Here is a 24,613-nt window from a genome sequence, read left to right as displayed (position 1 = left end):
ATTCATGGTAGCCAATCAAGCTAGAGTTGCCCAGAATGCCAAAGCAGGACTTAGTGGCAGAACTATTATTAGACAGATGCCATCAATATGTGTGTCTGGGTTTAACATCTGCGTCGCGAATTTTAATGTACCCGGTGCTCGAGTCAATTAGCGCTCTGGCTCAAGCCTGGACAGGTGTAAAGCACAGACTGGAGGCGTGTTAGTCAGGTGGGTATTAGACAGTGTGTGGTGTCGATGGGTAACGCGTGGAGTGGTGGCTCTATCTATGCAATTGGGGCGTCTCTGTAAAAGGTCGTTTTGGCGTATGGATTGTCCCCTTGCGGGCTGCCGCGTAGTTATCGCAGTCAGCGGCCTGCGCGGGTCACAGAATAAGGTGGTCAAACTGTAGGATTCGGCAGAGCACGAACTTCTTTACAAATTCAAGGCCAATCGCACGTTTGGCTTGCGGCCTGCCAAGTCTCGGCTAACATCAGTGCGGCAAGCTCGTCGACCCAAACCCTATTTTTAAGGAAGCGAAATGGCCGCTACTGGAGTGCTACTGGGACTGGCGGTTTTGGTACTGATGGCGGTGCGAGGAATCAATGTTCTGGTCGCCGCACTGCTGGGCGCTGCCTTGGTGGCTGTCACGAACGACAAATTGTTCGCCGATCTGTTTAACAAGAGTATCGCTGCTGCACCTGCGAATGAATTGTTTCAGTCCATCAGCAAGTCGCTGGTCGATGCGTTGACCAAAGACTTTGTGGGCAGCATGATGGGCTTTGCTGGCCAGTTCATTCTGGTGTTTTTGATGGGCGCCATCTTCGGGCGTGTGATGGGCGAAAGCAAAGCGGCTGCGTCCGTGGCCTATTCGCTAAGCCGCTGGTTGGGTGCCGAGCGAGTGATGTACATCTTGACGCTGGCCTGCGTGTTGTTGACCTACGGCGGCGTCAACGTGTTCATTGTGATCTTCACGATATTTCCACTGGGCCTTAGTTTGATGCAGCACGCTAATTTGCCCAAGCGTCTACTGGTTGGCCCCATTACGTTAGGTTCCGGCACGTTTACGATGACCGCTCTGCCCGGTTCGCCGTCGGTTCAGAATATCATCGCCGCTCAAGGCCTGCAGACTCCGGTAACCTCGGCTCCAATCATTGGTCTGCTGGCAGCGCTGCTAATGTTTGCCATGGGCATGTATTACTTGGAACGCCAGCGGAGGCTGGCCAAGCAGCGCGGCGAAGAATTTAGACCCGGCCTGACCGATGTGATTCCTGAGCAATCGACACAACCTGGCCAGATGCCTCACCCCCTGGTCTCGCTGATTCCAATCGTCGTAGTGCTGCTGACGATTATGATCCCGGTGTGGACGATCGCTGTGGGCTATGGTGGAGGGGTTAAGCCAGAGGACCTGCCAGGCGTCTTAGCGTTCAGCAAAACCCAGCCGGTGCTGTGGATTTGTCTGGCGATGGTCGTTGGTACGTTGCTGGGAATCGCCCTTTTTTGGAAGCATCTTTCCGTTCCCTGGGCGGTTATCAGTCGCGGGGCAGAAGGTGCAATTTTGCCGCTAATCAATACGGGGGCGGTCATTGGATTTGGCGGCGTTGTCAAGAACACTCAGGCGTTTAGCTGGTTTTCCGGCCTCATGATCGACTCGACCTTGCCGCCGCTGTTATCGGCATCATTGTCGATTAATATTATGGCGGGCATCGTCGGCTCGGCGTCAGGCGGCTTGGGGATTTTCATGCAAACCTTGGGCCAGCGCTACATTGAAGCTGGTGTTAATCCAGAAACGCTGCATCGCATCGTGACCATTGGTAGTGGCGGCCTAGATAGCTTGCCGCATTCAGGTGCCGTGATATCGTTTTTGACGGTACTGGGGCTGACGCATCGCGAAGCTTACAAAGACATCGCTGTGGTTAGCGTCCTGGTGCCGCTGATTGCACTGGGAATCATCCTGGCAGGCCTGGCCATGATGGGAATTCGATAACAGATCGCCGTTCATGTACTCTTCGTTCGTCTATGCGTAAGCCTACAAAATTTGAACCTTCACAGCAGTACCTGTTCGCTCTGTTAGCGTTGGAGCGAGAGGTCGTCACGCCCGAGGATTTGCGAGCAGCGGTTCGCGAGTATCGTAGCGGCAGTGTGAGCTGCCTGATAACGCGCTTGGTTGATAGTCAGGCCGTCGCGGCTGGCCCAGCCGAGAGTATCTTGATGGAAGTCATTCAAAAGCCGCGACCTACTCAGTTTGTCAGCCCCAGTTTAGCCCCGCCCGCCCCGCTACCGGTCACGCCAGTGATTCCCACGAGGTCTGGCAAAGATCGCGCGTATGATGACATTAGCGACAAGCTGGTGATCGACAGCTTGCCGCTGCATCAGCGCTTAGACGTTGCGCTGATGAATAGCACCTTTGGATATGTCGGCCTGAAGCATGTGATATATACGCTACTTGTACTGTCGCTGGTCGGGTTGATCTGGTTTTTGTTCTTTTTGTAGATTGCAACCATCTGTAGCCAGTCGACAGGGGGGCGAGTTATTTGTGAGAAGCTCGCGTTTTGGCGTAGATGATTACGGTCAGTCATCGCGACTTGGCAGGCGACTACCGGCTGCCGCTTCGCGGTCCACCGCCAGCCAACGACGCTGCAGCCAGCGTGGGCGCGTGTCAGGCTGCAAATTCATGTGGTGGCCATCTAGGCGCTGGAGCCACCGGTCAAGCCAGTCATCTGCCGCCTGCCAGTGAATGTCCTGCTCAGTGGGATTCTCCAGTGCAGCCTGCTCAATCTGATTACGCTCGGCACGCATTTGGGTGGTAGCTGGCAAGTTGCGTAGGGCAGCACGATGCAGGCGTTCAAACTTCCACCACAGGCTGCTGGCATCCGGCATGCCTTCGGGTGTGCCCAATTCTCGTGGACGATCAAGACTGATCGGGCGAAACATGCTCAGGCACGGAGCGCTGGTCCCGGTAGCCCAATGCTGCGCGGCATGGGGGGTTAAGATCGAAATCCAGGAGGCCACTGTCTGCGTGCCGGCCAACCAACCACCCCAATGCGCGCAGGGTGCCGATAGTGCGCCGTTGAGCCGCCGATAGTGTGGTCCTGAAGAATCAGCACCGTGATCGCGGAGAGCAGCAGCCAAATCGCCAGGCCCCACTGCTGTTGCTCCCAGTGCTTCCATCCTTTCGCGCCGCACTACGCATTGTGCGACTGTCGAGCGCAACCGGTCTGAGCGCTCGACAAGCTCGGGCAATGTCAAACCATTGGAGATTGCGCGCACGCCACTGCGCACCCATTGAACGGCCACATCGCGTCCGGCTGTCTCCAACACCGCTGCCTGCCTGCCATCGGCAATCAGAAAGCTGTTGTGATAGCGAAATCCGGGATGCGAATACCCGCAGCGACCGCCCTGACCATGCGCGGCAATCAGTTGGCCGATCACATCCACAGCTTGCTGGACCGATGAGGCACGCTCCAGTGCCAGCCGGACCAAATCCATGCCCGTCAGTCCAGTTTCATCAATCTTTGCTGTGGTAAACACGGCCTCGTTACCGATCACTAAGCCAGCCGAATTCGTGCCCATCTCGGCGCCCCACATCCAAAACGGACGGGACAGCAGAACAGCCTGTGTTTGACGGACTTGTGGAATCGCAATCCATGTGCATCGCAACACTGAGTCGGAAGAATACTCCGCTGCGGGCATCCACTGCAAGCGTTGTGCTTCGTTGGGATCACGATCGCTGTTCTTGGCAAAGCCGACCCGATCAGGCCAGACGACAACCAAAGTATCACACACGCTGGATCTCCTGAGCGGCGCGAATGCCAGAGCGTATGGCCCCTTCAATGTAACCACACCACTGAGTGGCAGTTTCTGTACCAGCCCAGTGGATGCGCCCATGGGGGGGGCGGGCCGCCGAGGCAACGGTGGTAGTCACTCCGGGACCGGCCACACCGGCGTAACAGCCTCGCGACCAGGTTTCCTGAGTCCAATCGTGGTCCACATAGTCGATTGGTCTCGCAGCCTCTGGACCAAACAGCCGCGCGAAGGCCTCGATCATCGCCTGCCGTCGGTCGTCCTGGCTCCGTCCGCTCCACTGCAGTGCGGTGCGGCCTTCGATGAAGCCCAGCAGAATTCCCTGTGAGCTATCGGGAGGTGTTGCATCAAAGGTAACATGTACCGGGGCTTGATCGCTGACCGCCTGACCACACAGACCGCGCTGGCGCCAAAAAGGCCGCTCGTAGATGGCAAATCCCTTAATCACTCGGCCGGGAGTCATCGCCCGACACCACGACAGGCGCGCCGAAGGCATAGCAGGCGTCATTTCAATTTCAGCGGCAACCGCCGGCGGGACCGTGACGATTGAATGTCCAGCGCTGAGAGTCTCGGTATCGGTGAACAACACAACTCCGGTTGCGTCTTGTGTTATCGAGCGCACCGGCACATCCAAGCGGAACTCGATGCCCCGCACTTCCAGCCAGGACCGCCAATCTTCTGCCAAGCGCTGCATGCCGCCGTCCACTCGGTCTTGCTGGGCCCCGCCTGCCGATGAGGTAAGCCGTTCCAATCCTCCGCCCGAACGCAGATAGTACAGGGCATGCAGTAAGCCCACATCATCAGGATGCGCTGCGAACACGGCTTCAATGGCTACCTGCATCAATGCGCGCGCCTGTCGCTGGCGAACGTTCGACCGCAACCAATCGCCAACCGTTCGCTGGTCCAGCGCAGCGGCCCCCTTGGCTGCCCAGGGCTGCTCCAGCGGCACGCGACGGGCCAGCCACTCCAAGCGCTGAAAACCCCACAGCAAATTGGCCAGAGCCAAGGGTGGCAAGTTCATGGGAATTAGACCACGATACGACTTAACTTTGCCAGCTAGTTCGACGACTTGCCTGCCGGCCACATACATCGGCCAGACACGGCGATCAAACCGCTTGGCTAGTGCGTACATGCAATCTTGGCCAGGACCAATCCATTGCCCGCCCAGATCGACCCACAACCCTTGATTGGTCACGGCGGTATGCGTGCGACCGCCGATGCGCGAGCGGGCCTCGATAACCAATGGCCGAATGCCTTGCTTCAAAAGCTGATCGGCAGCCGACAAGCCCGCATAGCCCGCCCCAACAACAATTACCTCGGCTGATTGCGGCATGTGGAAGGCTCGCCAGTACAAGGCTCAGAACTTGCGCTTGAAAATCTCGCTGGCAATGAAGGCTGCCTTCAATGTTTCCGGCTGGCGTAGCATATCGACCAGTGGGTTATGCTCCACGTCACGCCGCTGCACTTGAGACTCCTGATTGGCTGTGCCGCTGGGATGGCCCTTAGAAGCCGCAGCACCGGCGTTTCCCGGCGATGACTGCTTTTCGATGTTGCCAACTTGATGGCCGAACAGTTGCTGAGTGTGCTGCGCCATCCGCTCGTCAGCTTGATCGACTCCAGCGCTAACCGGCGGTTTGCGTTTGCCGCCTTGTTTCGAGCTGCCTTGTTTCGGGCCGCCCTGTTTCGGGCCGCCTTGTTTACGAACAGGCTGCTGGACAACCTCCGCTTCCAACAATTCATCGGCATCTGCGTTGGGTTGAGCCCGAACACGTTCGGCCTGGCGGACCGGTACCTGCCTAGCGACCGGTGCTTGCCGAGCCTGCTGCTCCTGCACACGCTGCTTGAGCCGCTCTGCGGCCTGTTGCAAGAATTTCTCAAGATCGCTCATGATTAATGGGTACCTTTGCTAACGCCGGCGGTTGCGACGGGACCATAAACGTTAGCCTTACAGAGACAACACCGACGCTTAGCCACCAGAGGTACGCAGATTCGGCTTTTGTTGCCCGATTTCGGCGATGCTGGAGCGCATTTTAGTGTCTGCATCAACATTCTTCAGCTTGTAATAATCCAATATATTCAGCGATCCCGTGGCAAATGCTTGTGCGATTGCTTTGGGAACCTCCGCCTCGGACTCGACCAACTTCGCTCGGCTCTCTTCAATCTTAGCGACCATCTCTTGCTCTGCAGCGACTGCAGCCGCCCGACGGCTTTCGGCGCGAGCCTGAGCGACCCGCATGTCCGCTTCGGCGCGGTCGGCCTGCAAGCGTGCCCCAATGTTCTCGCCTACGTCAATATCGGCGATATCGATCGATACGATTTCAAACGCCGTGTTCGCATCCAGCTTCTTGGACAATACCGCTTTGGAGATCATATCTGGGTTCTCGAGTACCAGTTTATGAACTGCGGCCGAGCCGATTGCGCTGACAATGCCTTCACCGACACGAGCGATAATCGTTTCCTCGGTGGCACCGCCGATCAATTGCGCCAAGTTAGCGCGAACGGTCACGCGGGCCTTGACCTTCAATTGGATTCCATCTTGCGCAACTGCGTCCAACGACGGACGTGACGAGCCGCGCGGTGGGCAGTCAATGACTTTAGGATAAACGCTGGTCTGAACAGCTTCCAACACATCCCGGCCGGCCAGGTCGATGGCGGCGGCCTGCGAGAAGCTCATGTTAATCATCTTTGACTTGCGGGCCGCAACCAACGCGCGAATGACCTGGACAACATTACCGCCGGCCAAGTAATGCGCCTCCAATTGACCGCTGGTCAGCTCTTTGTTGGTCAGCCCAGCTTGAACAGCGGTAACCTTGGATCGCACGATAGTCCGCGCATCGACTCGCCGGAAGTACATTCCGATCAAATCTAAAATTCCGATATTTGCTCCAGTGGTGATTGACTGAATCCACAGCCAGAAGAAGTTCATCAGCACCACAAAGATCACCAGCCCAATGACGAAAATCACGCCAGCGGCGATCAGTAAGATAATGTATTTGGCATCGCCCTGGGCAACCAGCGGCGTCAGCTCGATGCCGCCGATTGTGACGAGCTGTCGCAATTGATTTAGGCTATCCATACCAAGCATAGTGTTTCTCCCTGGGGCACTTGGGGAAATAGGGTAACTTTTCTGAGCAATGTTGTACCACAGATTGATCAAGAAAACACCGACGAAGGGGTCAAAATTCAGGAGTTTAGCGGGCGAATGACCAAGGTCAAACGCTGGCCGATGTTGGAATCCGTTGCTGTTAGCACTCCACAGAAAATGAGGGTGAAACTGTTTTAATCTATGACCAGAGGACGCCCGTAGATTGCGAAAGCCGGTGGACATCTGGCGGTGCCGCCTATCTCAAGTTAGGGTTATTCATGAGGAGGCAGCAGCCCGCTAGCTGCCTGTGAGGTCAACACGGGGTACAATTACGACGACTAAATCGAGTACACGCCCTATCTAACGCACCCCTGCGTGGAAAGTTGTGCCAAAAAGCGATGCAATTTTCTTTCAGGCTTGGGCAAGTCGAGCTAGTCTACAAGAATAGAGACCTGTCTCCCGAGTGCTTTTGAATGAGCAGTTGTAACGATTGAAACGGGCGTACCGAGTTCGGACGCTGGCGGTCGGTCGGTGCCTGTTCCATCAGTATCGGAATGTCCAGAGCGGTCGGCTTGGCTTAGGAACAAGTGTGGAGAGCGAGTAGATGTGCGGAATTGTCGGTTATGTCGGCCTCAAGGAAGCCTCCCCGTTTCTAATCCGTGGACTTCGACAGTTAGAGTATCGCGGCTACGACAGCGCCGGCATCGCTACGCTGCGTCCCAGCGAAGCCATAAAGATCGCCAAAGTTGTTGGGCGGGTCAGCCAATTGGGTGAATTGGTTGAACAGCAGGCGCCCAAGGGATCCATTGGTATCGGCCATACTCGCTGGGCTACTCACGGACCGGCCACGCGAGAAAATGCCCACCCGCATCTGGGCGGTTCAGGCCAGATTACATTGGTCCATAACGGCGTGATTGAAAACTACGACTCGCTGAAGTCTGGACTATTGGCCAAAGGATATGAATTCAGATCGCAAACCGACTCGGAAGTGGTCGCGCATCTGGTTGCTGATCGCTTAAAAGAACTATCAGCGTCCGCACCTGAGTTAACGGTCCAACATTGCCTGGAGGCGGTGCAGGATTCAGTGGCTCAATTACGCGGAACGTATGGTTTACTGATTATGTTCCGCGACTTTCCCGATCTGCTGATCGCTGTCCGTTGCGGTAGCCCATTGGTGATTGGTGTTGGCAAACAAGAGCAATTTGTAGCCAGTGATGTCTCGCCACTATCTGGCTACACAGATCGCATAATTTACTTGGCCGACCACCAACTGGCCGTCATTCGTCCAGAGAACATTCAAGTGCTGCATCGCGATCACGGCCGTGTCCGCCCGGAGATTCGTGTGTTGAGTGAACAAGTACAAGAGGCCGGGATGGACGGATTCCCGCATTACATGCTGAAAGAGATTTACGAACAGCCGCATTCGATTCGCAATGCTCTACGCGGCCGCTTGGATAAGGACAACGCAACTGCCCACTTCGGCGGTCTGAACCTGACAACGCAGCAACTGCGCAGTGTTCAGCGGATAATCCTGACGGGATGCGGAACGAGTTGGCATTCAGCCTTGGTCGGTGAATATCTGATTGAAGAACTGGCTCGGCTACCGGTCGAAGTCGAGTATGCCAGCGAACTGCGATATCGCAATCCGCCAACCGATCACAATACGATCGTCTTTGGAATTACCCAGAGTGGCGAAACGGCCGATACACTGGCGGCTCTGCGTGAGATGAAGCGCAAGGGGCATCACACGTTGGCCATTTGCAATGTCATCGGCAGTAGTATAGCGCAAGAAGCCGACGGCGGCGTCTACCTGCACGCCGGTCCGGAGATCGGCGTGGCGTCGACCAAAGCGTTCACTTCTCAATTGACCGTGCTTTCGATGTTGGCTCTGTATTTTGGTCGCTTGCGGCATTTGAGCTTCGAGGCCGGGCAGCGCATCATCACCAAATTGGAGTCGATTCCCCAGCTGGTTGATCAAGCGCTGGAGTGTCATGATGTGATTAAGGAGATCGCCGAAAAATACGCCTATGCCAATAATTTCTTGTACCTTGGGCGTCAATTCAATTTCCCCACTGCTTTGGAGGGGGCGCTTAAACTCAAGGAAATCAGCTACATCCATGCCGAAGGTTATCCAGCGGCCGAAATGAAACACGGCCCCATTGCACTGGTGGACGAAAATACCCCCAGCGTATTCATCGTTCCCCAAGGTTCGGTCTACGAGAAAGTCCTCAGCAACTTGCAAGAGGTCAAAGCCCGTGGCGGCCCGGTAATTGCGCTGGTAGACCACGATGACCCGCAAGTCCGAAAATTGGCTGATTCTGTGGTCTTCATCCCGGAATGTGAGGATTTTCTACAGCCTATTGTGGCTTCCATCCCCTTGCAGTTGCTAGCTTACGAAATCGCACTGCTACGTGGATGTGATGTTGATAAGCCGCGAAACCTTGCAAAAAGCGTAACGGTTGAGTAGAGTACGTTAATCGCGTTTTTTGCTGGTCATTCGGCCATAAGTCTAATCTTGGAGTTTCAGCAGCGATGAGTAACAGTCTTGGCTTAAGCTACAGTGCCCGTAAGGCGTTGTGCGTTCAACTGGGTGAGTCTGCCGGTACCGAAGTTGCCAATTTGGTGCAACGCATGGCGGCTCAAATCGAAGAGCTTAAGCGCAGCAAAGTCAATGTAACTCCGGTAGTGCCGGGGGTTACCAGCCACCCTGAACGGCACCTAGACGCCGTCTGCGACAGCGAATCGTTCTAGCTAAATTGGCAAGTGGCTTCCAACTTTGGTGCAACTGCCGACCGCAAGGTTGCCGCATCACCAACAAGGCGTGACCACTGCGCAGGTGATATCAAGCACGATCGCTGCGGCCACCCGCGGTGTGTGGCTGTCACCGCATCGCTGTGCGCCGAAACGTGGTTGCTACCGGATCGTTTGGCGTCAGCGCTAGCCATTGTTGCTGTAGTGGGAATCGCTCGAATCTGCAACCTTTGGCTGTTCAGCGTTCTAACCTGACTCTCGGAGCCAACACTGGTCGTTCTCCGTCAGTCAAGTCGTACGGCGACGGCATACCCATACCCTGTCAGGCTTGTGCTGCGCATTTTGTGGTTGGCAGGCGGGGGTTTGTGACTTATCTTGGCCGGGTCTGGCGGTTGCTGTGATCGCTGGCGAGCATTTTCCAGGGCCTACCAACGGGCTGCGGGAGCTTCGGAGCATCTTGCTGCCTGAATCTTAACCACGATATATGCCACGAGATTTCTTGAAAGATTGTCAGGACTACTACGATGTGGTGGTGATCGGTTCTGGCTTGGCGGGGCTGACGGCGGCGAATATCCTGGGCCGGGCTGGACATAGCGTGTTGTTGCTGGAACAGCACTACAAACTGGGTGGGCTGGCGACTTGGTTCCGACGGCCCAAAAGCCATATTTTTGATATCTCGCTGCACGGTTTCCCGCATGGGATGGTCAAGAGCTGTCGCCGCTACTGGAACGACGAGATCGCTTCGAAGATTGTGCAGTTGAAGAATATCCGCTTCGACAATCCGATGTTTTCGCTGACCACAACCTTCAATCGCGAAGACTTTACACGACTGTTGACCTCCCAGTTTCAGATTCCGGCACAGCAAGTGCAGGCGTTCTTCGATACGGCTCGCGGAATGAACTTTTACGACGACCAGTCGTTGACAACCGGCCAGTTGTTCGAGCGCTTCTTTCCGGGGCGCGAAGATGTCGTGCGCCTGTTGATGGAGCCGATCACCTATGCCAACGGATCGACGCTGGAAGATCCGGCGATAACCTACGGCATCGTGTTTTCAAATTTTATGGCCAAAGGCGTCTACATCTACGAGGGCGGTACTGACGACTTGATTGGCCAGATGTCGAGCGAGCTGGTGCGAAACGGCGTAGACTGCCGGATCAATTGCGATGTGCGGAAAATCGAAGTGGATCGTCAGGGTGTAAAAGAAGTCATCGTCGGAGAACGCCGCATCCGCTGCGGTGCTGTCGTCAGCAATTCGAACCTGCGGGCGACCATCTTCGACTTGGTAGGCGAAGATAAATTTGACCGAGCTTTCGTCGACCAAGCGCGCGCGGTACGACTGAACAATAGTAGCACTCAGGTTTACATGGCACTCAAGCCGGGCTGCACCATTGAGGAATCTACCGGCGATTTATTATTCAGCTCGACTGCACCGCTGTTTCGCACTGCAGCCCTATTGAGCCGCGACATTACCAGCCGCACGTTCAGTTTTTACTATCCGCGTACTCGACCGGATGGCAAGCAACAATTTGCCGTGGTCAGCAGTACCAATGCGAACTATGCCGACTGGGCCGATCTGTCGGCGGAAGAGTATCAGGCCAGCAAAAGGGATTTAGTGGATACCACTCTGGCGGCGCTGGACCAGTATGTGCCGGGAATCCACGACATGGTCGAACATGCCGAAGCCGCTACCCCAATCACCTTCCAGCACTACACCAAACATCTTCAGGGGGCCAGCTTTGGCACCAAATTCGAAGGACTGGCCGTGAGTCGGTCGTTGCCAGAACAGGTTTCCGGGCTATACCATGCCGGCAGCGTGGGGATCATCATGTCGGGTTGGCTGGGCGCCATCAACTATGGTGTCATCGTGGCCAACGATGTCGATCAATACCTCATGAAACGCGCCAAGTTGTCGGCTGTGTAATACTGGGCAGCTTGTGGCGCATCGCATTCGGATCATCCCTCTCCACGAGCTGCCGCTTCCGGAAATTTCAAGCCATGCATCGTCCATCGCCGAGCCAGTCAATTCTGTCAGCCATACCACATCGTCCGCCGATGTTGTTGTTGGACGAGATTGTGCATCAGGAGCCAGGCAAGATCGTGTGTCGCAAGACGTTCACAGAATCCGAGTTTTTTACGCAGGGGCACTTTCCAGAGTTTCCGCTGGTGCCAGGTGTCATCCTGTGCGAGTGTGCCCTGCAAGCCGGCGCGGTTCTGATTGCTGGCCAAACGCAGATGGACTCGACTAAATTGCCGATTGCCACTCGGATGGACGCCGTCAAATTCAAGCGGATGGTGCGCCCGGGTGACACTGTGGAGATTGAAGTTGTTCTGAACGAAGTCGTATCCCAGGCGTTCTTTCTAACAGGCAAAGTTTCAGTCGCGGGCAAATTGGCCGCCCGCTTGGATTTTGCCTGTTCGAGTACCGAGCCTCAATAGCGCAGCGCACCTTGATTGTTCGCAAGCAATTCAGTGAGGTAGTGGCCTTCACAACCATTGCATGAAGTTTGATAACCATGAACATGAATGAACAATCAGCCCAACCGCTAGGCGGCGACTTTTTGCAGATAGCTGGCAAACGCTATTTGGTTTGTGGCGTTGCCAATAAGAAAAGCGTGGCTTTTCGCGTTGCGCAAACGCTAGAAGAATTTGGAGCCGAGGTGGTTTATTCGGTTCGCAGCACGCAGCGCAAGCAGGAGTTGGAGCGGTTGCTGCCGGGTCGAGCCATCTACGTTTGTGACGTCGAGCATCAAGCGCAGATTGACGAACTGGCGGGACGGCTGTCTCAAGATTTTCAAGGATTTCACGGGCTGCTGCATTCAATCGCTTTTGCCGATTACAGCCAGGGTATCGCTCCCTTTCATGAGACCACGCGCCGCCAGTTTTTGCAGGCCGTGGACATCAGTTGCTTTTCGCTAATCGCCCTAAGTTCGGCGCTGCAGCATCAATTGGAATCCAACGGCAGCGTCGTGACCATCGGTATTTCCACGACACGGATGGCCAGTGAGAGCTACGGATTCATGGCACCAATTAAAGCAGCTCTCGAATCGTCGTTGGCTTTCTTGACTAAATCGTTCAGCCGCTTCAGCCAGGTGCGATTCAATGCGGTAGCCGCAGGGTTGTTAAAGACAAGTGCTTCAGCAGGCATTCCCGGTTACGTCGATTCTTTCTTGTATGCCGAAAGAGTCATCCCGCGGCAATCGGCGGTAACCACTCAGGAGGTCGCCAATACCGCAGCATTTCTACTGAGCCCCCGATCCAGCGGCATCACGGCGCAGTCGATTGTGGTGGATGCGGGAATGAGCATCAACTATTTCGACCGCCAAATTGTCGCTGAGGCAACTGGCGGATGAGCGTTGGCGAATGTGATCTACCCGCTGTATATTGTGTGCCCAGCCTGCAATGCGAGTATCCGCAGACTTGGTGGCTATGTGGCACGCAGCCAGCACAAGCTTGACTATAGCTACCGTGGCCAAGACGGCGGGCGATCTGGAGCTTCACCGTCTGGCGACGGCCGCTACAAAAGAACGCCGTTCAACGAACCATCCGACCTCACACTGATTCAGCAGCCAATATGCCCAATTATGAAGTCGTTACCGTCGGCAAGAATCGGCGTCTGCAAAAGCAATTTATTCAATTGGCGTGGGATCTATACCGCGATGATCCCAACTGGGTACCGCCGCTGCTGCAGACGCTGAAGGAAGGCGTGGGATTTAGCCGTAATCCGTTTTACGATCAGAACCGATGCGAATGCTTTCTGGCTTTGCGCGACGGCCTACCGGTAGGCCGCGTCTGTGCGCTGGTCAATGAAGGGCATAACCTGCGTTTCGAGGAGCGGCGAGGTTTCTTTGGATTCTTTGAGTGCTACGACGATCCGCTCGCGGCCAAGGGACTGATGGATGCGGCGGCTAAGTACCTGGTGGCTCAAGGCATGCTGGACATGCGCGGCCCGGCCAATCCGAGTCTCAACCAAGAGGTGGGTCTGTTGGTTGAAGGCTTCGACACGCCACCAACATTTATGATGACCTACAACCGACCCTATTACGAAAGGCTGTTGACTGGTGTTGGCTTTGAGAAGTGTCAAGATTTGTATTCATTCGACGGTCACATCGATATGATCGCAGACCTGGATCCCAAGCTGAGCTTCGTCATCACTGAAATCAAGCGGCGCTTCAACGTGAACGTACGGCGCATGAACCTTAAACGATTCACGGAAGAGGTCAGTCTGTTCCTGGATATCTACAACCGCTCATTAATCGGCACATGGGGCTTTGTACCGTTGTCAGCAGCCGAAGTCGCCCATCAGGCCAAAGGCCTGAAGCACTTGATTGTCCCTGAACTGACCACGATCATCGAAGTGGACGGCCGTCCGATCGGTGCAGGCTTGGGTCTGATGGACTTTAACCCGCTGATCAAGCAGATCAATGGCCGCTTGTTTCCGTTCGGCTTTTTGAAGCTGATGACTGGCAAGCGAAAACTCAAGCGCGTGCGACTGATGAGCACCAACGTGTTACCCGAGTTTCAGCGCTGGGGATTCGGACTGTTGGCGCTGGAGAGAATGCTACCGGACGCGCGAGCCCTGGGGGTCGAAACTGGCGAGTTCTCGTGGGTCTTGGAGTCCAATCACCTGTCGCGTGGTAGCCTGGAACGCAGTGGCTTGACGCGTGCCAAAACGTACCGCGTCTACGATCGTTCGCTCAGCGACTACCGATAACCCGACACTGCATCCCCAACACTGAGCCAATGGGCTAGGCCCTGAGCGGTACGACAGAAGCTGCGCTGGCCAAGCTCGGTGCACTTGCCACTCTGGGCGAACCTGGCCGAAAGTGGTTATGATGCCAATCATCTTTTACTTGATTCGACTGGTTTTGCTGTCGCCATCAAATTTCACCAGTTCTGTTTGCCGCCCCCTGCCAATCGCGGAAACGGCCACTACCTGACCTTCCGTGGCCCGCGCAGCGAATCGCTATTGGCGGCATTCCAGTCAAGCGGTATGGTTAGAGTCAAGGTAACCGTTCACGCCCCATGGTGGGCCGGCGCGGGGCTAAACCATTTGCATTGAGACAGTCTGCGGTCGAATCGGCAAGATTTAGCGTTGAATTCCCATTTTCATCTTTCTCGCTTGTCCCACCCTAAAAATAGCGTGAACGGTTACGAATCACGGTATCTGCTCACGGGGCTTGTAGGGCATGATACGGTCACGAATTGTCAGAAGCACTAGCGAAAAGCAAAACCACTGTAGCTCTATAGTATTTTGTAGAACCGGTTTGATGACCAACCAAGCACCCATCCAATCCTCACGACCTGCGTCAAGTGCCGTGTCGCCCGACGAAGCGCAGTGGGCTATTCGCGAGCGACAACTCTTAGCGCCTTACGCGATGTTTGCTGGAGCATCGCAGGGGCGTCGCTTTGCAGAACCGCTACATCCTTACCGCAGCCCGTTCCAGCGGGATCGTGATCGCATTTTGCACAGCGCTGCCTTTCGGAGGCTGAGCGGCAAAATGCAGGTGTTTACCGGCGAGATGGGGGACTATCATCGCACGCGACTAACGCATACTCATGAGGTGGCCACGATTGCCCGTACGCTAGGGCGCGTGTTGCGGCTGAACGAAGACTTGATCGAAGCTCTGGCGCTGTTACACGATATTGGACACCCGCCATTTGGTCATAGTGGCGAAGAAGTGTTGCAACAGTGCCTAAGCCAACATGGAGGATTCTCGCATAACCGATTTGCGTTGACCTTAGCCGAGGAATTGGAGACTCGATACACGCCTTACCCAGGATTGAATTTATCACGCGAGATTCTGCTGGGCCAGGATTTTCGGATTACTCACGCTGGCCAGACACCGCTGTTGGAAGTGCAAGTGGTCGATCTGGCCGACAGCATCGCCTACAACGCACACGACGCAGATGATGCGCTGAAGCTGGGCCTGCTGAAGTTTGGGCAGATTCAATCGCTTGACCTAATTCAACGCGCCTGGCGCTGGACCAGCAGTCAGGTCAGCGGTCCTTCCGAGACGGCCTTGAGGCAGATGCTGGTACATCATTTGATCGACGTTCAAGTTGCCGACCTGTTGGAGCAATCGCAATTGCAATTAGCTTCGCTTTCAGACATGGACAGTACCGCCATTCAAGCAGCTGGTATTGAGCTGCAGTTCTCGTCAGACATGCTTGAGCAGCGACGACTGTTTTCGGCCTTCATGTTTTCCAACGTCTATCGACATCCGCAACTGGTTTCCATTCGGCGTCGCGCGGCTCAGAAGGTCGAGGAGCTGTATCAGCGCCTGACCGAGCGACCTGAAATTCTGCCCCCGCGATTTCTGGACCGGGCCCAGCGCGTTGGCATTCACCGGGCTGTCGGCGAATACATTGGTGGCATGACCGACCGATTTTGCGACTCTCAGCACCGTCAGTTAATCGAGCTGGGCGAATCGGCAGCCATCGACTGGTATTAGCATTAGTGGTTGTTCGTTCACTTCTTGTTCGTCCACCGCCAGGAGAGTGAAGTCGTTCCTGACTTAATGTGAACGAGCATGATTTTTGTATCCATGAGTTTCAATACGGCCAGCCAGACCACTCGGTCGATCGAGTGCGGAAACTCTGGCTAATCTGGCTGTACTTAACAATCAAGCCTACCGGAGGACACGAGTCTAAGGTGTTGGCTGTTGTTCTTGAAATTGATTGCCGTCCCACACCAACTGCAGTCGTTTTCCTCGAACGTTGCGACGATAGTCTACAAACTGCGTACCGATAGGTATTCCCAGGCTAGATAGCGAGAAACTGTCGAGCGGCAATTCCGTCAGACTCTCGAAATTCTCAAGCTCAACCTCATGTTGCCGGGCGATGATCTGGTCGGGAGCCGGATCGTGCAGGGCATAACGATGACGCACGACATAGTGCCCCACGAATGGATGGCCCGCATGCTCATCCCACGTCAACCAATGTTCTCGAAAGGCCGCGCTGGCCTGCGGGTGGCGGAGCGCAACTCGCTGCAATCCGTACGGGATAGAAGTCGTAAAGTCGATCTGCCGCAAATAGGTTTGTCGGTCTTCACGCAGCATAAAGCCATTGCGGCCCAAGGGAATCAACCGCAGCGACTTGCGGTCCAACTCCTTCAAGCTAAGCGCGTCGTCCCAATAGCCCAGTAGTGAAGTAAAGGGGAAGCCGGCTGAGCGGAGCACAGCCGATTGCGAGAACTCGAAGAACACGCCGCCACGACACTGCTCGCCAGTGGAGGTGAGCGTATAAATTGTCTCGCCGTCGAACAGCACTACCTCCAACCGCTGAGCCGCTTGCGGGCCACTGGCTGGATCGGCTGCGTGCAACAACTGCAGACAGTATTTTTTACCCTGTTGGTAAACGAGCAGTTCGGCATTCAGGTTGGGTTGCGGCTGTTGCTCGCCGGCCACCTGAATCCAACCGCTTAGTCGTCCTATGGCACGCACTGCGTCTGACCGAGCGTTCAACTGGTCGCGCTGTTGTTGAAGCAACTCCAGCTTCCCGATCGCCGCTGCTGCGGCATCGTGCTGGATAGCCGTTTGAGCCAATACAGGTGAGGAAGCACTGAAAGAAATGGCAATCATAGCCACGAGTCGGAATCGCCTACTGCTGAAAATTCTGCCTTGTTGAAGTCTTGGCCGCCAGGACGCTGCCAGAACCCGAAAAGACGTTAAAATCGGAACTCCCTCGCGCAAGAAATTTGACATGCAGGGGGTAGGCTCGATAAAGTGATATAGGGCGAAGTTCTCTGTCAGCACGCTGCGGGCAGGATCACTATTTTGCTTGAGCTAGTGCAGCTGAGCAACCTTTTCTCGAACAGAATCCAAACATGGCCAAGACCGCTCCTGTATGGGGTATCGAAATTGGGCAAAGTGCCCTTAAGGCGCTGCGCTGCACGCTGGATGGCGACCAGGTAATCGCAGATGCTTTTGATTATATCGAGTATCCCAAATTGTTGTCGCAGCAGGACTCTGAACCGGAGTCCATGATTCACGAGGCGTTGCAGACCTTTGTTGGCCGTAATCAGTTGAAGGGAACGCGTGTCGCGCTGAGTGTCCCTGGGCAGAATGGTCTTGCAAAATTCTTCAAGCCACCGCCGGTCGAGCTGAAGAAGATGTCGGACATTGTCAAATATGAAGCGCGCCAACAGATTCCGTTTGATCTCAAAGACGTCTCTTGGGATTACCAGTTGATGCCGGGGAGCATCGTCGAGAATGGCTTTGCGTTGGAGAGCGAAATCGGGCTATTTGCCATGAAGAGCGATGCCGTCAATCGCGTGTTGCAGCCACTGCAGCGAGCGGACATCGAAGTGGATATTCTACAGTTAGCTCCGCTGAGCATCTACAACGCCATCACCTACGATCGTAAATTGATGGAAGGTGAATCGGGTGCCTTTGATCCTGAACATCCTCCCAAGTCCGTGCTGATTCTGGCGATGGGCACGGATGCGACAGACTTGATCGTGACCAATGGTTACCGCCTATGGCAGCGCAGCGTTCCGCTGGGCGGGAATCATTTTACGCGCCAATTGGTCAAGGATTTGAAACTGACGTTCGCCAAGGCGGAGCATCTGAAGCGCAACGCTCTGGAAGCCGAGGATCCAAAGCTGGTGTTTCAAGCCATGCGACCAGTGTTCAATGATTTGGTCACTGAAGTACAACGCTCGATTGGCTTTTATCGTAGTTTGCACAAGAAAGATGAGGTCGGTTCGATCTTGATGATGGGCAATTCAGTCAAGTTGACTGGTCTGCCGCAATACCTCAGCAAACAGTTGGCGCTGGATGTGGCCGTCATGGACAATTTTCTACGGCTCAGTGGTGACGAAGTGGTCGCTCAGCCGGCGTTCAAGGATCACGCCGTTTCCTTTGCACCGGTTTACGGTTTGTGTTTGCAAGGTTTGGACCGTACTGCACTGTACACCAATCTGATACCACAAGAAATCTTTCAAGAGCGTTTGGTACGGGCCAAGAAGCCGTGGGTGGTCGCCACGGCGGCGTCGTTACTACTGGGAATGACCGCCGCGCTGCTGCCTGCCGGTAATAATTACAAAAAGGTGCATCCTAGCTACTGGGGGGCTGCGGTGGCCAGTTCGGACCAGACGAAGAGCCAAAGTGAAGCGCTGATTGCCGAAGATGATACACAGCTGAAGAAGCTTGAACTGTTGAATCTGATTGGTTCCGAGGTTGGTGGCAATCGCGATCGACGGTTGTTGTGGATGGAGATCTTGAAAGCGCTGGATCAAGCCCTGGATCGTCCGGCCGATTATGACCCTACCAACTTGCCAGATCCGATCAAGGTACCGTTCAACGAACGGGAGACCATTTACCTCACCAAGGTCGATAGCCGGTATTTCACGAATCTGGGACCGTATGAGCTTGGCACGCAGACCATGTATGCCGACGACCAAAGAACGCGTATGGGTTGGCTGGGGCTCCTGAAAGACGAGTCCCCAGCATCACCTGAAATGGAGGGCGCCGACGCTGCTGAAGCCGGCGAATACGGGGCGATGGATGATACGGGCGGATATGATAGTTCAGATGCATTCGCCGCAAGCGGTGAAGATGTAGCCGGCGACGCTGGCTGGGTCTTCGAGGTCACCGGCTACCACTACCACAACGACGACAAGAATGGAAGCAAAGGCTACCGCACAACGGGTGATGAAAAACAGGACTTTGTGCTAAAACGCTTGGTACATCGCTTGGAAACCGGCTCAGCGAAGTTACCTGTAATTAACGATCGTGGTGAAGTCGAGGAAATCGAGTTCACGTTTGCGGAACTAGGCATCAGCCGTCCGTTCATTGTCGGTGATGGCTTTTTCGACCAGAATCATATTATCGCCAATCCAGACTATAAGCCGCCGATGCAGGAAAATGCCGATGGAACTCCGTCCAGTGTGGTTCGGCCTGGGATTTCGCTGGGAAGTCTAGGGAGCAGCAGCTCGAGCAGCTCGACTGGCGCGTTGCAGCGTCCACAAGACCCCAACAATCCAGAGTGGTTTGCGGCTCCTAAGTATTCTTTCCAACTTCAGTTCGTGTGGCGTGAGAAGCCGCTATCAGCACGTCTAGAAGCCAAACGGAAAGCGGCGGAAGAGGCTGCAGCCAAAGAGGCAGCCGAGTCTGCTCAAGAAGGCGACGATCTAGCTGCCAATTGATTTTCTAGAGATTACGCATTCACTCGAACCGCTCAGCATCATTATGGATCAACTCAAGCAAGCCATGGCTCAGGCCATTCGACACCAGTTCTGGATTATCGTGGGTCTAGCCGTGTTGCTAGGTACCGTCGCCTGGTACATGGCTGGCACTAACCTGAACGCGCTGTACAGCGAACAGGAAAGGGTCATTAAGGGCAAGTTCTCCGACATGGAAGGCGTCAATAGCGCGGCCAATACGCATCCAAACGAGGCTTCGCAAATAGAGATGCAGCGTCTGATTGTTTCTATGTCCGATGATGTACAGCAGGCTTGGGAGGAGCAATATCAACGGCAGTCGGAGTATCTGCAGTGGCCAGATATCGGTCTACCTGGGCTAATCACCAAGCTGCAAAAGTATTATCCCGTCGAGTTGAAGCTGACCTTTCCGGCTGAACCCCGAGATATCACGCAAGGTGAGCAGATTGGCTTTGCGAGCTACTTTGACGAGCAGATGCCCAAGCTGGCTAAAATTATTGGGGTCGAGTGGGGAGGCGAGGATACGGGGCTTGGCTCGGGGTCAAGCTTTGGCCCGGGCCCGGGACTGTCAGGCGGAATAGGTTCAGCAAACTACTCTGGCGGTTCCCTGTCCACACTGGGCGGCACCGAATTATCCAGGGACATCGTGCGTTGGCCGAAGGCCAGTCAGGATGAACTACTGAGTTCGCTGCGACTGTGGCCTCAAGGTGCCAAGCCGAGTGTCTATGAGATGATCTACACGCAGGAGAATATTTGGATACTGCAGGGACTGCTGAGTATCATTGCCAAGACAAACATTGTCCCGCAAACCGGTCGTCCGGCGACTGCTAATATTCAGGCGGCCATTAAAGAGATCGAATTCATTCGCATCGGGCGTGACGCCATGGGCGATGCCGGCGATATCACCATGGTCGCGGCCGCCGAAGCGACCAGCGGGATGTCCGACGGCGGCATGGAGGGTGGCATGAGTAGCGGCACGAGCGGTGGTATGGGTGGCCTTCAGGTGGATCAGAGTGCATTAGCTGCAGCCACTGGCTCGGACGTTACAGGAGACGCCCCCGTCGCACGCGATCCGGCGACTCGCCGTTACGTCGATCGCGATTTCAAGCCAATCCTGGGTGAAGACTTGCGAGGCAAATTCACCAGTGAAGAACCAGCCGATGCGTATTTTACGGTTGCCAAGCGAGTCCCCGTGAGAATGCGGCTGACGATCGATCTTTCACGGCTGCAAGATTTCTTAGCCAACTGCGGCAATGAAGGCCTGATGTTTGAAGTCCGGCAGGTCCGTCTGGGCGATACCACAGCCGCCAGCCCGGGTGCCAGCGGCAGCAGTGGCAGAATGAGTATGAGTGGTATGGGCGGTCTGGGCTTGGGGGGCATGGACAGCTCAAGCAGCGGTCGCTTGGGAAGTGGGGATCTAGGCATGAGTTCCGCTAGCTCGATGAGCGGTGGTATGGGAGGCCCTAGCGGATTCGGACAGGGGCCACAGCGCCGCACCAACGACATGAAGCTGGAGGTTTATGGTATCGTCTATTTGTTCTACCCACCCAACATCGATCGGTTAGGCCTCCACAAAGTTGATGAGAGTACACAACTAACCGACACGGTTGGCCAAGTGGCTGAGGAGCAACCACAGCCGGCTCCGGCAGGCCCTGGTGACCAGGCTACAGCTACGGTGGATGATGCCAACGCACCGGCTGCACCGACGGGAGAACAACAACCTGCCCAGCAGCCTGCGTTGGACGAGCCCGCCGACGGCCAACCAACTGAAGCCCCGAATTCCTAAGACAGACGCATTGAAAGTACTACGCATGTTCGGCAAAAAGAAAACCAATGCAGCCCCAGCGGCAGCAGCGCCGTCGGCGAATATCAAGACCAAAGGCAAGGGCAAGTCGTCTAAGGGCAATCGTCGTGTGACCGCCAAGAGCGGCCCTAATTTTCTGCTGGCGCATGCGGAGAAGTTGGTATTGGCGACGATTGTGGGTTTCGTCGGATTCTTAATGTATCGCAGTTTGTCCTTGGAAACTTTGCCGGCCAGTCGCAATCCGGAAACACTCCAGCGCCAATCGCAAGATCTGTTGAACAAGGTCAGTCAAGAGTCGCACTGGGAAGAGATTCTGCCCGAACGCCAGCAATATACTCGCCACCAATTTCATCAGAACGCCAAGGCATCAAGAATTCCAGCTCAGCCGTCACTGTATTCAATTGGAAAACTAGACCCGCCCACTGTGCGCGAGTTGTACGCCAAACGCACCGATCCAGCGATCTTTGCTCCTGAACAATTGCACGTACAAAATGTGTTTGCGGCACTTGCCGTATCCGAACGCGTCAATGATCCGAACGCCAAAACTCCGTTTGACAAGTACGACGATGCCGATCCAATCGGCCGCAAACCAACTCGCGATCGACCAACACGCGACAAGGATGAACAGCCGACTTCAGGTGGTCCGACTAGCATACGAAGACTGCCGCCACGTTACGATTTAGGTGCGCCATTCGGTGGCACGATGGGGGGGGCCGGGGGTTCAATTGATGGTCTGAGTGGTTCCTTGGGCGGTCCCATGCGGGGTTCTGATTTTGATCCGCAGTCAGGAGGTTCGCGTAAACTTGGTCAAAGTTCTGGGCCAAGCTACCGCTTGGCATCGCGACCTGTGATTTTTAATGCGATTACGGCGTTGGTGCCACATCGCAAAATGGCCCAAGAGTATTTCGATGCCTTCGCAAATACCGGCACGTTGCTTTCAGAACGCGACACACCTAGATACCTTAACGTCGAAGTACAGCGAGTCGATGTCACCGGATCACCGTATCTTGAAATCAAAGAGGACCAATGGAAGACTATTCTTACACTTCGGGAAATTGCCAGGCTGCCCTTGGATCTGAATTGGGCTACGCATTGGCCCGAGGAATCACGGTTGACTTCCCCGATGCCTGAAGTCATCGACCCACGTGCTTATATTCCAGATATCACCGCCCCCATTCCACCCATCCTGGTTCGAGATTATCGACAGTTCAGCAAACATCCGAAGATCGACTGGTACTGGAACTCCCAGACTGAGCGGGTGCGCAACCGCATCAAAAAACCCAAGACAACATCGGATGATGAAGAGGTGATCGCGGGTACAGGCCGCACCGGCGGGGCACCGGGAATCGGCGGATCAGCAATGGGAGGGAGTGGCCTGTCCCGTTTGGATAGCCTGCCGATAAATCGACCTCCCGATTTGGGAGATTCCGGAATGGGCGGCATGGGCAATTTTAACATGTCCGGTTCGGCGTCCACAGGAGCTTGGGGTTCCATCGGTGATACGCCGGAACTTGAACCGGAGTACAAGATGGTGCGCGTGTTTGACTTTTTGAAGGCTCAAGATCGGGGCCGCACGTTTCGCTATCGGATGCGGCTGACTATGCGTGATCCGAACTATCCCGAAAATCAGCTGGAAATACCGGCTCCACGTCCTGAAGAACTGGACCATACAGTCTTAGAGCGGGTGCACAAGCTGCAACTGGCTGAAGATAAGGTTGTTGATGAGTCGATAAAGCAGGGTAAGCTGCGTCTGCGAACCCGACTCTTGACGGACTGGAGTCAACCCAGCGATCCTGTAGTTGTTACTCAAACCACGGAGGCGTTTGTAGGTGAACTGGATCCCGCTAAAGGCGCAAAGATTGTTGCCGGGCAGCTTGTCGGCGATCCACCAGGTGCGGTCCTGACTGCGGATATTGAGGGGGCTCAACGGGGCAACGTATTGGGGTCGCCATTGGCACATCGCGATTTCATTGTACCCACCACCAAGGTGATTAAGCGTGTTGAACAATCGGTCTTGCCAGGTCTCGTGCTAGTCGACATGCGCGGCGGTACTCCCCTGGCCGGCGCTCGCAGGGATGATCCACTGACTTCGACCAGCGAGGTGATGATCTTGCGACCAGATGGCAGCGTGCAATTTTCCAATTCGTATGACGATCAGTTGCTATATCGCATGTATACCTATCAAGACGAAAAGGAAGCTGCTAAAACGTCCCCATCGGCGAGCTCTGACTCCGGGCGGTAGGGTAGTCTGATCCGCTGGCGGGTATTGTCGCACCAGACGAGAAGGCGGTCGTGTTTTTTAGTTGTCTCTCAAATTCTTCACCATTGCGCTTAGAGCTGTGACTAATCTGGGTTCAACCCTGCCGCAGCTCCAGCCTGGTGAGGTCTGCGTTTCGCGTGAATGGTTACTGAACCAAATTACTTTGAATTGCAAAGCCGATTAGAGCAGCCGTGCCGGACGCCTTTCCATTTCACGTTGTGCTGTATCAGCCGGAGATTCCGCAAAATACCGGCAATATCGGTCGCACCTGCGTGGCATTGGGTGCCAAGTTGTGGATCGTCCAGCCCACCGGCTTTCGGCTCGATTCAAGGCACTTGCGGCGAGCTGGCTTGGATTATTGGGATCACCTGAGCTGGGAAAGCGTGACTCATTGGGAAGAATTGGTCAGCCGATTGCCGGAGCAGTCGCTGTGGCTGGTCACCAAGTTTGGGCAGACGAGCTGCTTTGATGCTGCTTTTCAGCCTAGTTGTGCACTGGTGATTGGCCGTGAAACGAACGGCTTGCCGGAATCGTTGCGAAAGCAATACTCTGGGCAATGCGTAAACATTCCAATGACAGGCCCGGTGCGCAGTTTGAATCAGGCTTCTGCGGCTGCTATAGTCATGTACCAAGCGGCCCGGCGCATCGGCATCGTATAGACTCATTGTGGTTCACGCCAGACTCTGTTCACCCAGCAAGTCGGTCGGCTTGGGGGCCGACCAATTGCATTTGAATGTTCTTAGTCACTTTCCGCGGCCTATAGCGTTGAAT

Annotated in this window: 18 protein-coding genes; 13 read left to right on the top strand and 5 right to left on the bottom strand. The window is 55.1% G+C overall.

What is annotated here, in order from left to right; translation table 11 throughout:
* Window positions 1-517: 517 nt before the first annotated feature.
* Window positions 518-1,963 carry a GntP family permease gene (locus KF752_08830; protein MBX3421646.1) on the top strand — a complete coding sequence of 482 codons (1,446 nt, stop codon included), beginning with the start codon at window positions 518-520 and terminating at the stop codon, window positions 1,961-1,963.
* Window positions 1,964-1,995: 32 nt separating this feature from the next.
* Entirely contained in the window at window positions 1,996-2,469 is a 474-nt protein-coding gene (locus KF752_08825) for a hypothetical protein (GenBank protein ID MBX3421645.1), read from the top strand.
* A gap of 78 nt (window positions 2,470-2,547) precedes the next feature.
* Here KF752_08825 and KF752_08820 read toward each other — a convergent pair whose 3' ends face one another.
* The 4 genes from KF752_08820 to floA all read right to left on the bottom strand — a co-directional run bounded on the left by KF752_08820 (window position 2,548) and on the right by floA (window position 6,856).
* Window positions 2,548-3,762: a hypothetical protein gene (locus KF752_08820; protein ID MBX3421644.1), complete on the bottom strand. Its 1,215-nt coding sequence runs from the start codon at window positions 3,760-3,762 to the stop codon at window positions 2,548-2,550.
* Entirely contained in the window at window positions 3,755-5,113 is a 1,359-nt protein-coding gene (locus tag KF752_08815) for a flavin monoamine oxidase family protein (GenBank protein MBX3421643.1), read from the bottom strand. Before KF752_08815 ends, KF752_08820 begins: the two co-directional genes overlap by 8 nt.
* Window positions 5,114-5,137: 24 nt before the next feature.
* A complete protein-coding gene (locus KF752_08810; protein ID MBX3421642.1) occupies window positions 5,138-5,668 on the bottom strand; it encodes a hypothetical protein in 531 nt (176 codons plus the stop codon).
* Between the two features lie 78 nt (window positions 5,669-5,746).
* Window positions 5,747-6,856 carry a flotillin-like protein FloA gene (gene floA / locus KF752_08805; protein ID MBX3421641.1) on the bottom strand — a complete coding sequence of 370 codons (1,110 nt, stop codon included), beginning with the start codon at window positions 6,854-6,856 and terminating at the stop codon, window positions 5,747-5,749.
* A gap of 613 nt (window positions 6,857-7,469) precedes the next feature.
* Between floA and glmS the strand changes: the two genes are divergently transcribed.
* The 7 genes from glmS (at window position 7,470) to dgt (ending at window position 16,068) form a co-directional block, all read left to right on the top strand.
* Window positions 7,470-9,332, top strand: coding sequence for a glutamine--fructose-6-phosphate transaminase (isomerizing) (glmS, locus tag KF752_08800; GenBank protein MBX3421640.1), 1,863 nt, complete (start codon window positions 7,470-7,472; stop codon window positions 9,330-9,332).
* A gap of 65 nt (window positions 9,333-9,397) precedes the next feature.
* Window positions 9,398-9,616: a hypothetical protein gene (locus tag KF752_08795; protein ID MBX3421639.1), complete on the top strand. Its 219-nt coding sequence runs from the start codon at window positions 9,398-9,400 to the stop codon at window positions 9,614-9,616.
* Between the two features lie 484 nt (window positions 9,617-10,100).
* A complete protein-coding gene (locus KF752_08790) occupies window positions 10,101-11,537 on the top strand; it encodes an NAD(P)/FAD-dependent oxidoreductase (GenBank protein MBX3421638.1) in 1,437 nt (478 codons plus the stop codon).
* Between the two features lie 74 nt (window positions 11,538-11,611).
* Entirely contained in the window at window positions 11,612-12,052 is a 441-nt protein-coding gene (locus tag KF752_08785) for a beta-hydroxyacyl-ACP dehydratase (protein MBX3421637.1), read from the top strand.
* 77 nt (window positions 12,053-12,129) lie between these two features.
* Window positions 12,130-12,966: an SDR family oxidoreductase gene (locus KF752_08780; protein MBX3421636.1), complete on the top strand. Its 837-nt coding sequence runs from the start codon at window positions 12,130-12,132 to the stop codon at window positions 12,964-12,966.
* Window positions 12,967-13,187: 221 nt separating this feature from the next.
* Window positions 13,188-14,327 carry an N-acetyltransferase gene (locus tag KF752_08775; protein MBX3421635.1) on the top strand — a complete coding sequence of 380 codons (1,140 nt, stop codon included), beginning with the start codon at window positions 13,188-13,190 and terminating at the stop codon, window positions 14,325-14,327.
* A gap of 556 nt (window positions 14,328-14,883) precedes the next feature.
* Window positions 14,884-16,068, top strand: coding sequence for a dNTP triphosphohydrolase (dgt, locus tag KF752_08770; GenBank protein ID MBX3421634.1), 1,185 nt, complete (start codon window positions 14,884-14,886; stop codon window positions 16,066-16,068).
* A gap of 195 nt (window positions 16,069-16,263) precedes the next feature.
* On the opposite strand, the gene KF752_08765 is transcribed toward dgt, so the two are convergent.
* Window positions 16,264-17,196 (bottom strand): hypothetical protein, encoded by a 933-nt coding sequence (locus tag KF752_08765; GenBank protein ID MBX3421633.1) that lies wholly within the window; start codon window positions 17,194-17,196, stop codon window positions 16,264-16,266.
* Window positions 17,197-17,441: 245 nt separating this feature from the next.
* On the opposite strand from KF752_08765, the gene pilM reads away from it, so the two are divergent.
* The 4 genes from pilM to KF752_08745 all read left to right on the top strand — a co-directional run bounded on the left by pilM (window position 17,442) and on the right by KF752_08745 (window position 24,501).
* Entirely contained in the window at window positions 17,442-19,763 is a 2,322-nt protein-coding gene (gene pilM, locus KF752_08760) for a type IV pilus assembly protein PilM (GenBank protein ID MBX3421632.1), read from the top strand.
* 43 nt (window positions 19,764-19,806) lie between these two features.
* Complete coding sequence (locus KF752_08755; protein MBX3421631.1) at window positions 19,807-21,564, top strand: hypothetical protein; 1,758 nt, start codon at window positions 19,807-19,809, stop codon at window positions 21,562-21,564.
* Between the two features lie 25 nt (window positions 21,565-21,589).
* The gene (locus KF752_08750) at window positions 21,590-23,824 is read left to right on the top strand and encodes a hypothetical protein (protein ID MBX3421630.1); all 2,235 of its coding nucleotides are present in this window, start codon (window positions 21,590-21,592) and stop codon (window positions 23,822-23,824) included.
* A gap of 197 nt (window positions 23,825-24,021) precedes the next feature.
* Entirely contained in the window at window positions 24,022-24,501 is a 480-nt protein-coding gene (locus KF752_08745; protein MBX3421629.1) for a tRNA (cytidine(34)-2'-O)-methyltransferase, read from the top strand.
* Window positions 24,502-24,613: the final 112 nt, after the last annotated feature.

Source organism: Pirellulaceae bacterium, assembly GCA_019636385.1.
GTDB lineage: Bacteria > Planctomycetota > Planctomycetia > Pirellulales > Pirellulaceae > Aureliella.
The sequence above is the reverse complement of the archived record's forward strand: the minus strand, read 5'-3'. Positions and strand labels throughout refer to the sequence as shown.

What these genes read in the sequence shown, in the direction of transcription:
- KF752_08810 (MBX3421642.1), bottom strand. Translation starts at nt 5,668, where the DNA reads ATGAGCGATCTTGAGAAATTCTTGCAACAGGCCGCAGAGCGGCTCAAG.
- KF752_08765 (MBX3421633.1), bottom strand. Translation starts at nt 17,196, where the DNA reads ATGATTGCCATTTCTTTCAGTGCTTCCTCACCTGTATTGGCTCAAACG.
- KF752_08755 (MBX3421631.1), top strand. Translation starts at nt 19,807, where the DNA reads ATGGATCAACTCAAGCAAGCCATGGCTCAGGCCATTCGACACCAGTTC.
- KF752_08825 (MBX3421645.1), top strand. Translation starts at nt 1,996, where the DNA reads ATGCGTAAGCCTACAAAATTTGAACCTTCACAGCAGTACCTGTTCGCT.
- floA (MBX3421641.1), bottom strand. Translation starts at nt 6,856, where the DNA reads ATGGATAGCCTAAATCAATTGCGACAGCTCGTCACAATCGGCGGCATC.
- KF752_08795 (MBX3421639.1), top strand. Translation starts at nt 9,398, where the DNA reads ATGAGTAACAGTCTTGGCTTAAGCTACAGTGCCCGTAAGGCGTTGTGC.
- KF752_08780 (MBX3421636.1), top strand. Translation starts at nt 12,130, where the DNA reads ATGAACATGAATGAACAATCAGCCCAACCGCTAGGCGGCGACTTTTTG.
- KF752_08750 (MBX3421630.1), top strand. Translation starts at nt 21,590, where the DNA reads ATGTTCGGCAAAAAGAAAACCAATGCAGCCCCAGCGGCAGCAGCGCCG.
- KF752_08830 (MBX3421646.1), top strand. Translation starts at nt 518, where the DNA reads ATGGCCGCTACTGGAGTGCTACTGGGACTGGCGGTTTTGGTACTGATG.
- KF752_08775 (MBX3421635.1), top strand. Translation starts at nt 13,188, where the DNA reads ATGCCCAATTATGAAGTCGTTACCGTCGGCAAGAATCGGCGTCTGCAA.
- dgt (MBX3421634.1), top strand. Translation starts at nt 14,884, where the DNA reads ATGACCAACCAAGCACCCATCCAATCCTCACGACCTGCGTCAAGTGCC.
- KF752_08785 (MBX3421637.1), top strand. Translation starts at nt 11,612, where the DNA reads ATGCATCGTCCATCGCCGAGCCAGTCAATTCTGTCAGCCATACCACAT.
- KF752_08815 (MBX3421643.1), bottom strand. Translation starts at nt 5,113, where the DNA reads ATGCCGCAATCAGCCGAGGTAATTGTTGTTGGGGCGGGCTATGCGGGC.
- glmS (MBX3421640.1), top strand. Translation starts at nt 7,470, where the DNA reads ATGTGCGGAATTGTCGGTTATGTCGGCCTCAAGGAAGCCTCCCCGTTT.
- pilM (MBX3421632.1), top strand. Translation starts at nt 17,442, where the DNA reads ATGGCCAAGACCGCTCCTGTATGGGGTATCGAAATTGGGCAAAGTGCC.
- KF752_08790 (MBX3421638.1), top strand. Translation starts at nt 10,101, where the DNA reads ATGCCACGAGATTTCTTGAAAGATTGTCAGGACTACTACGATGTGGTG.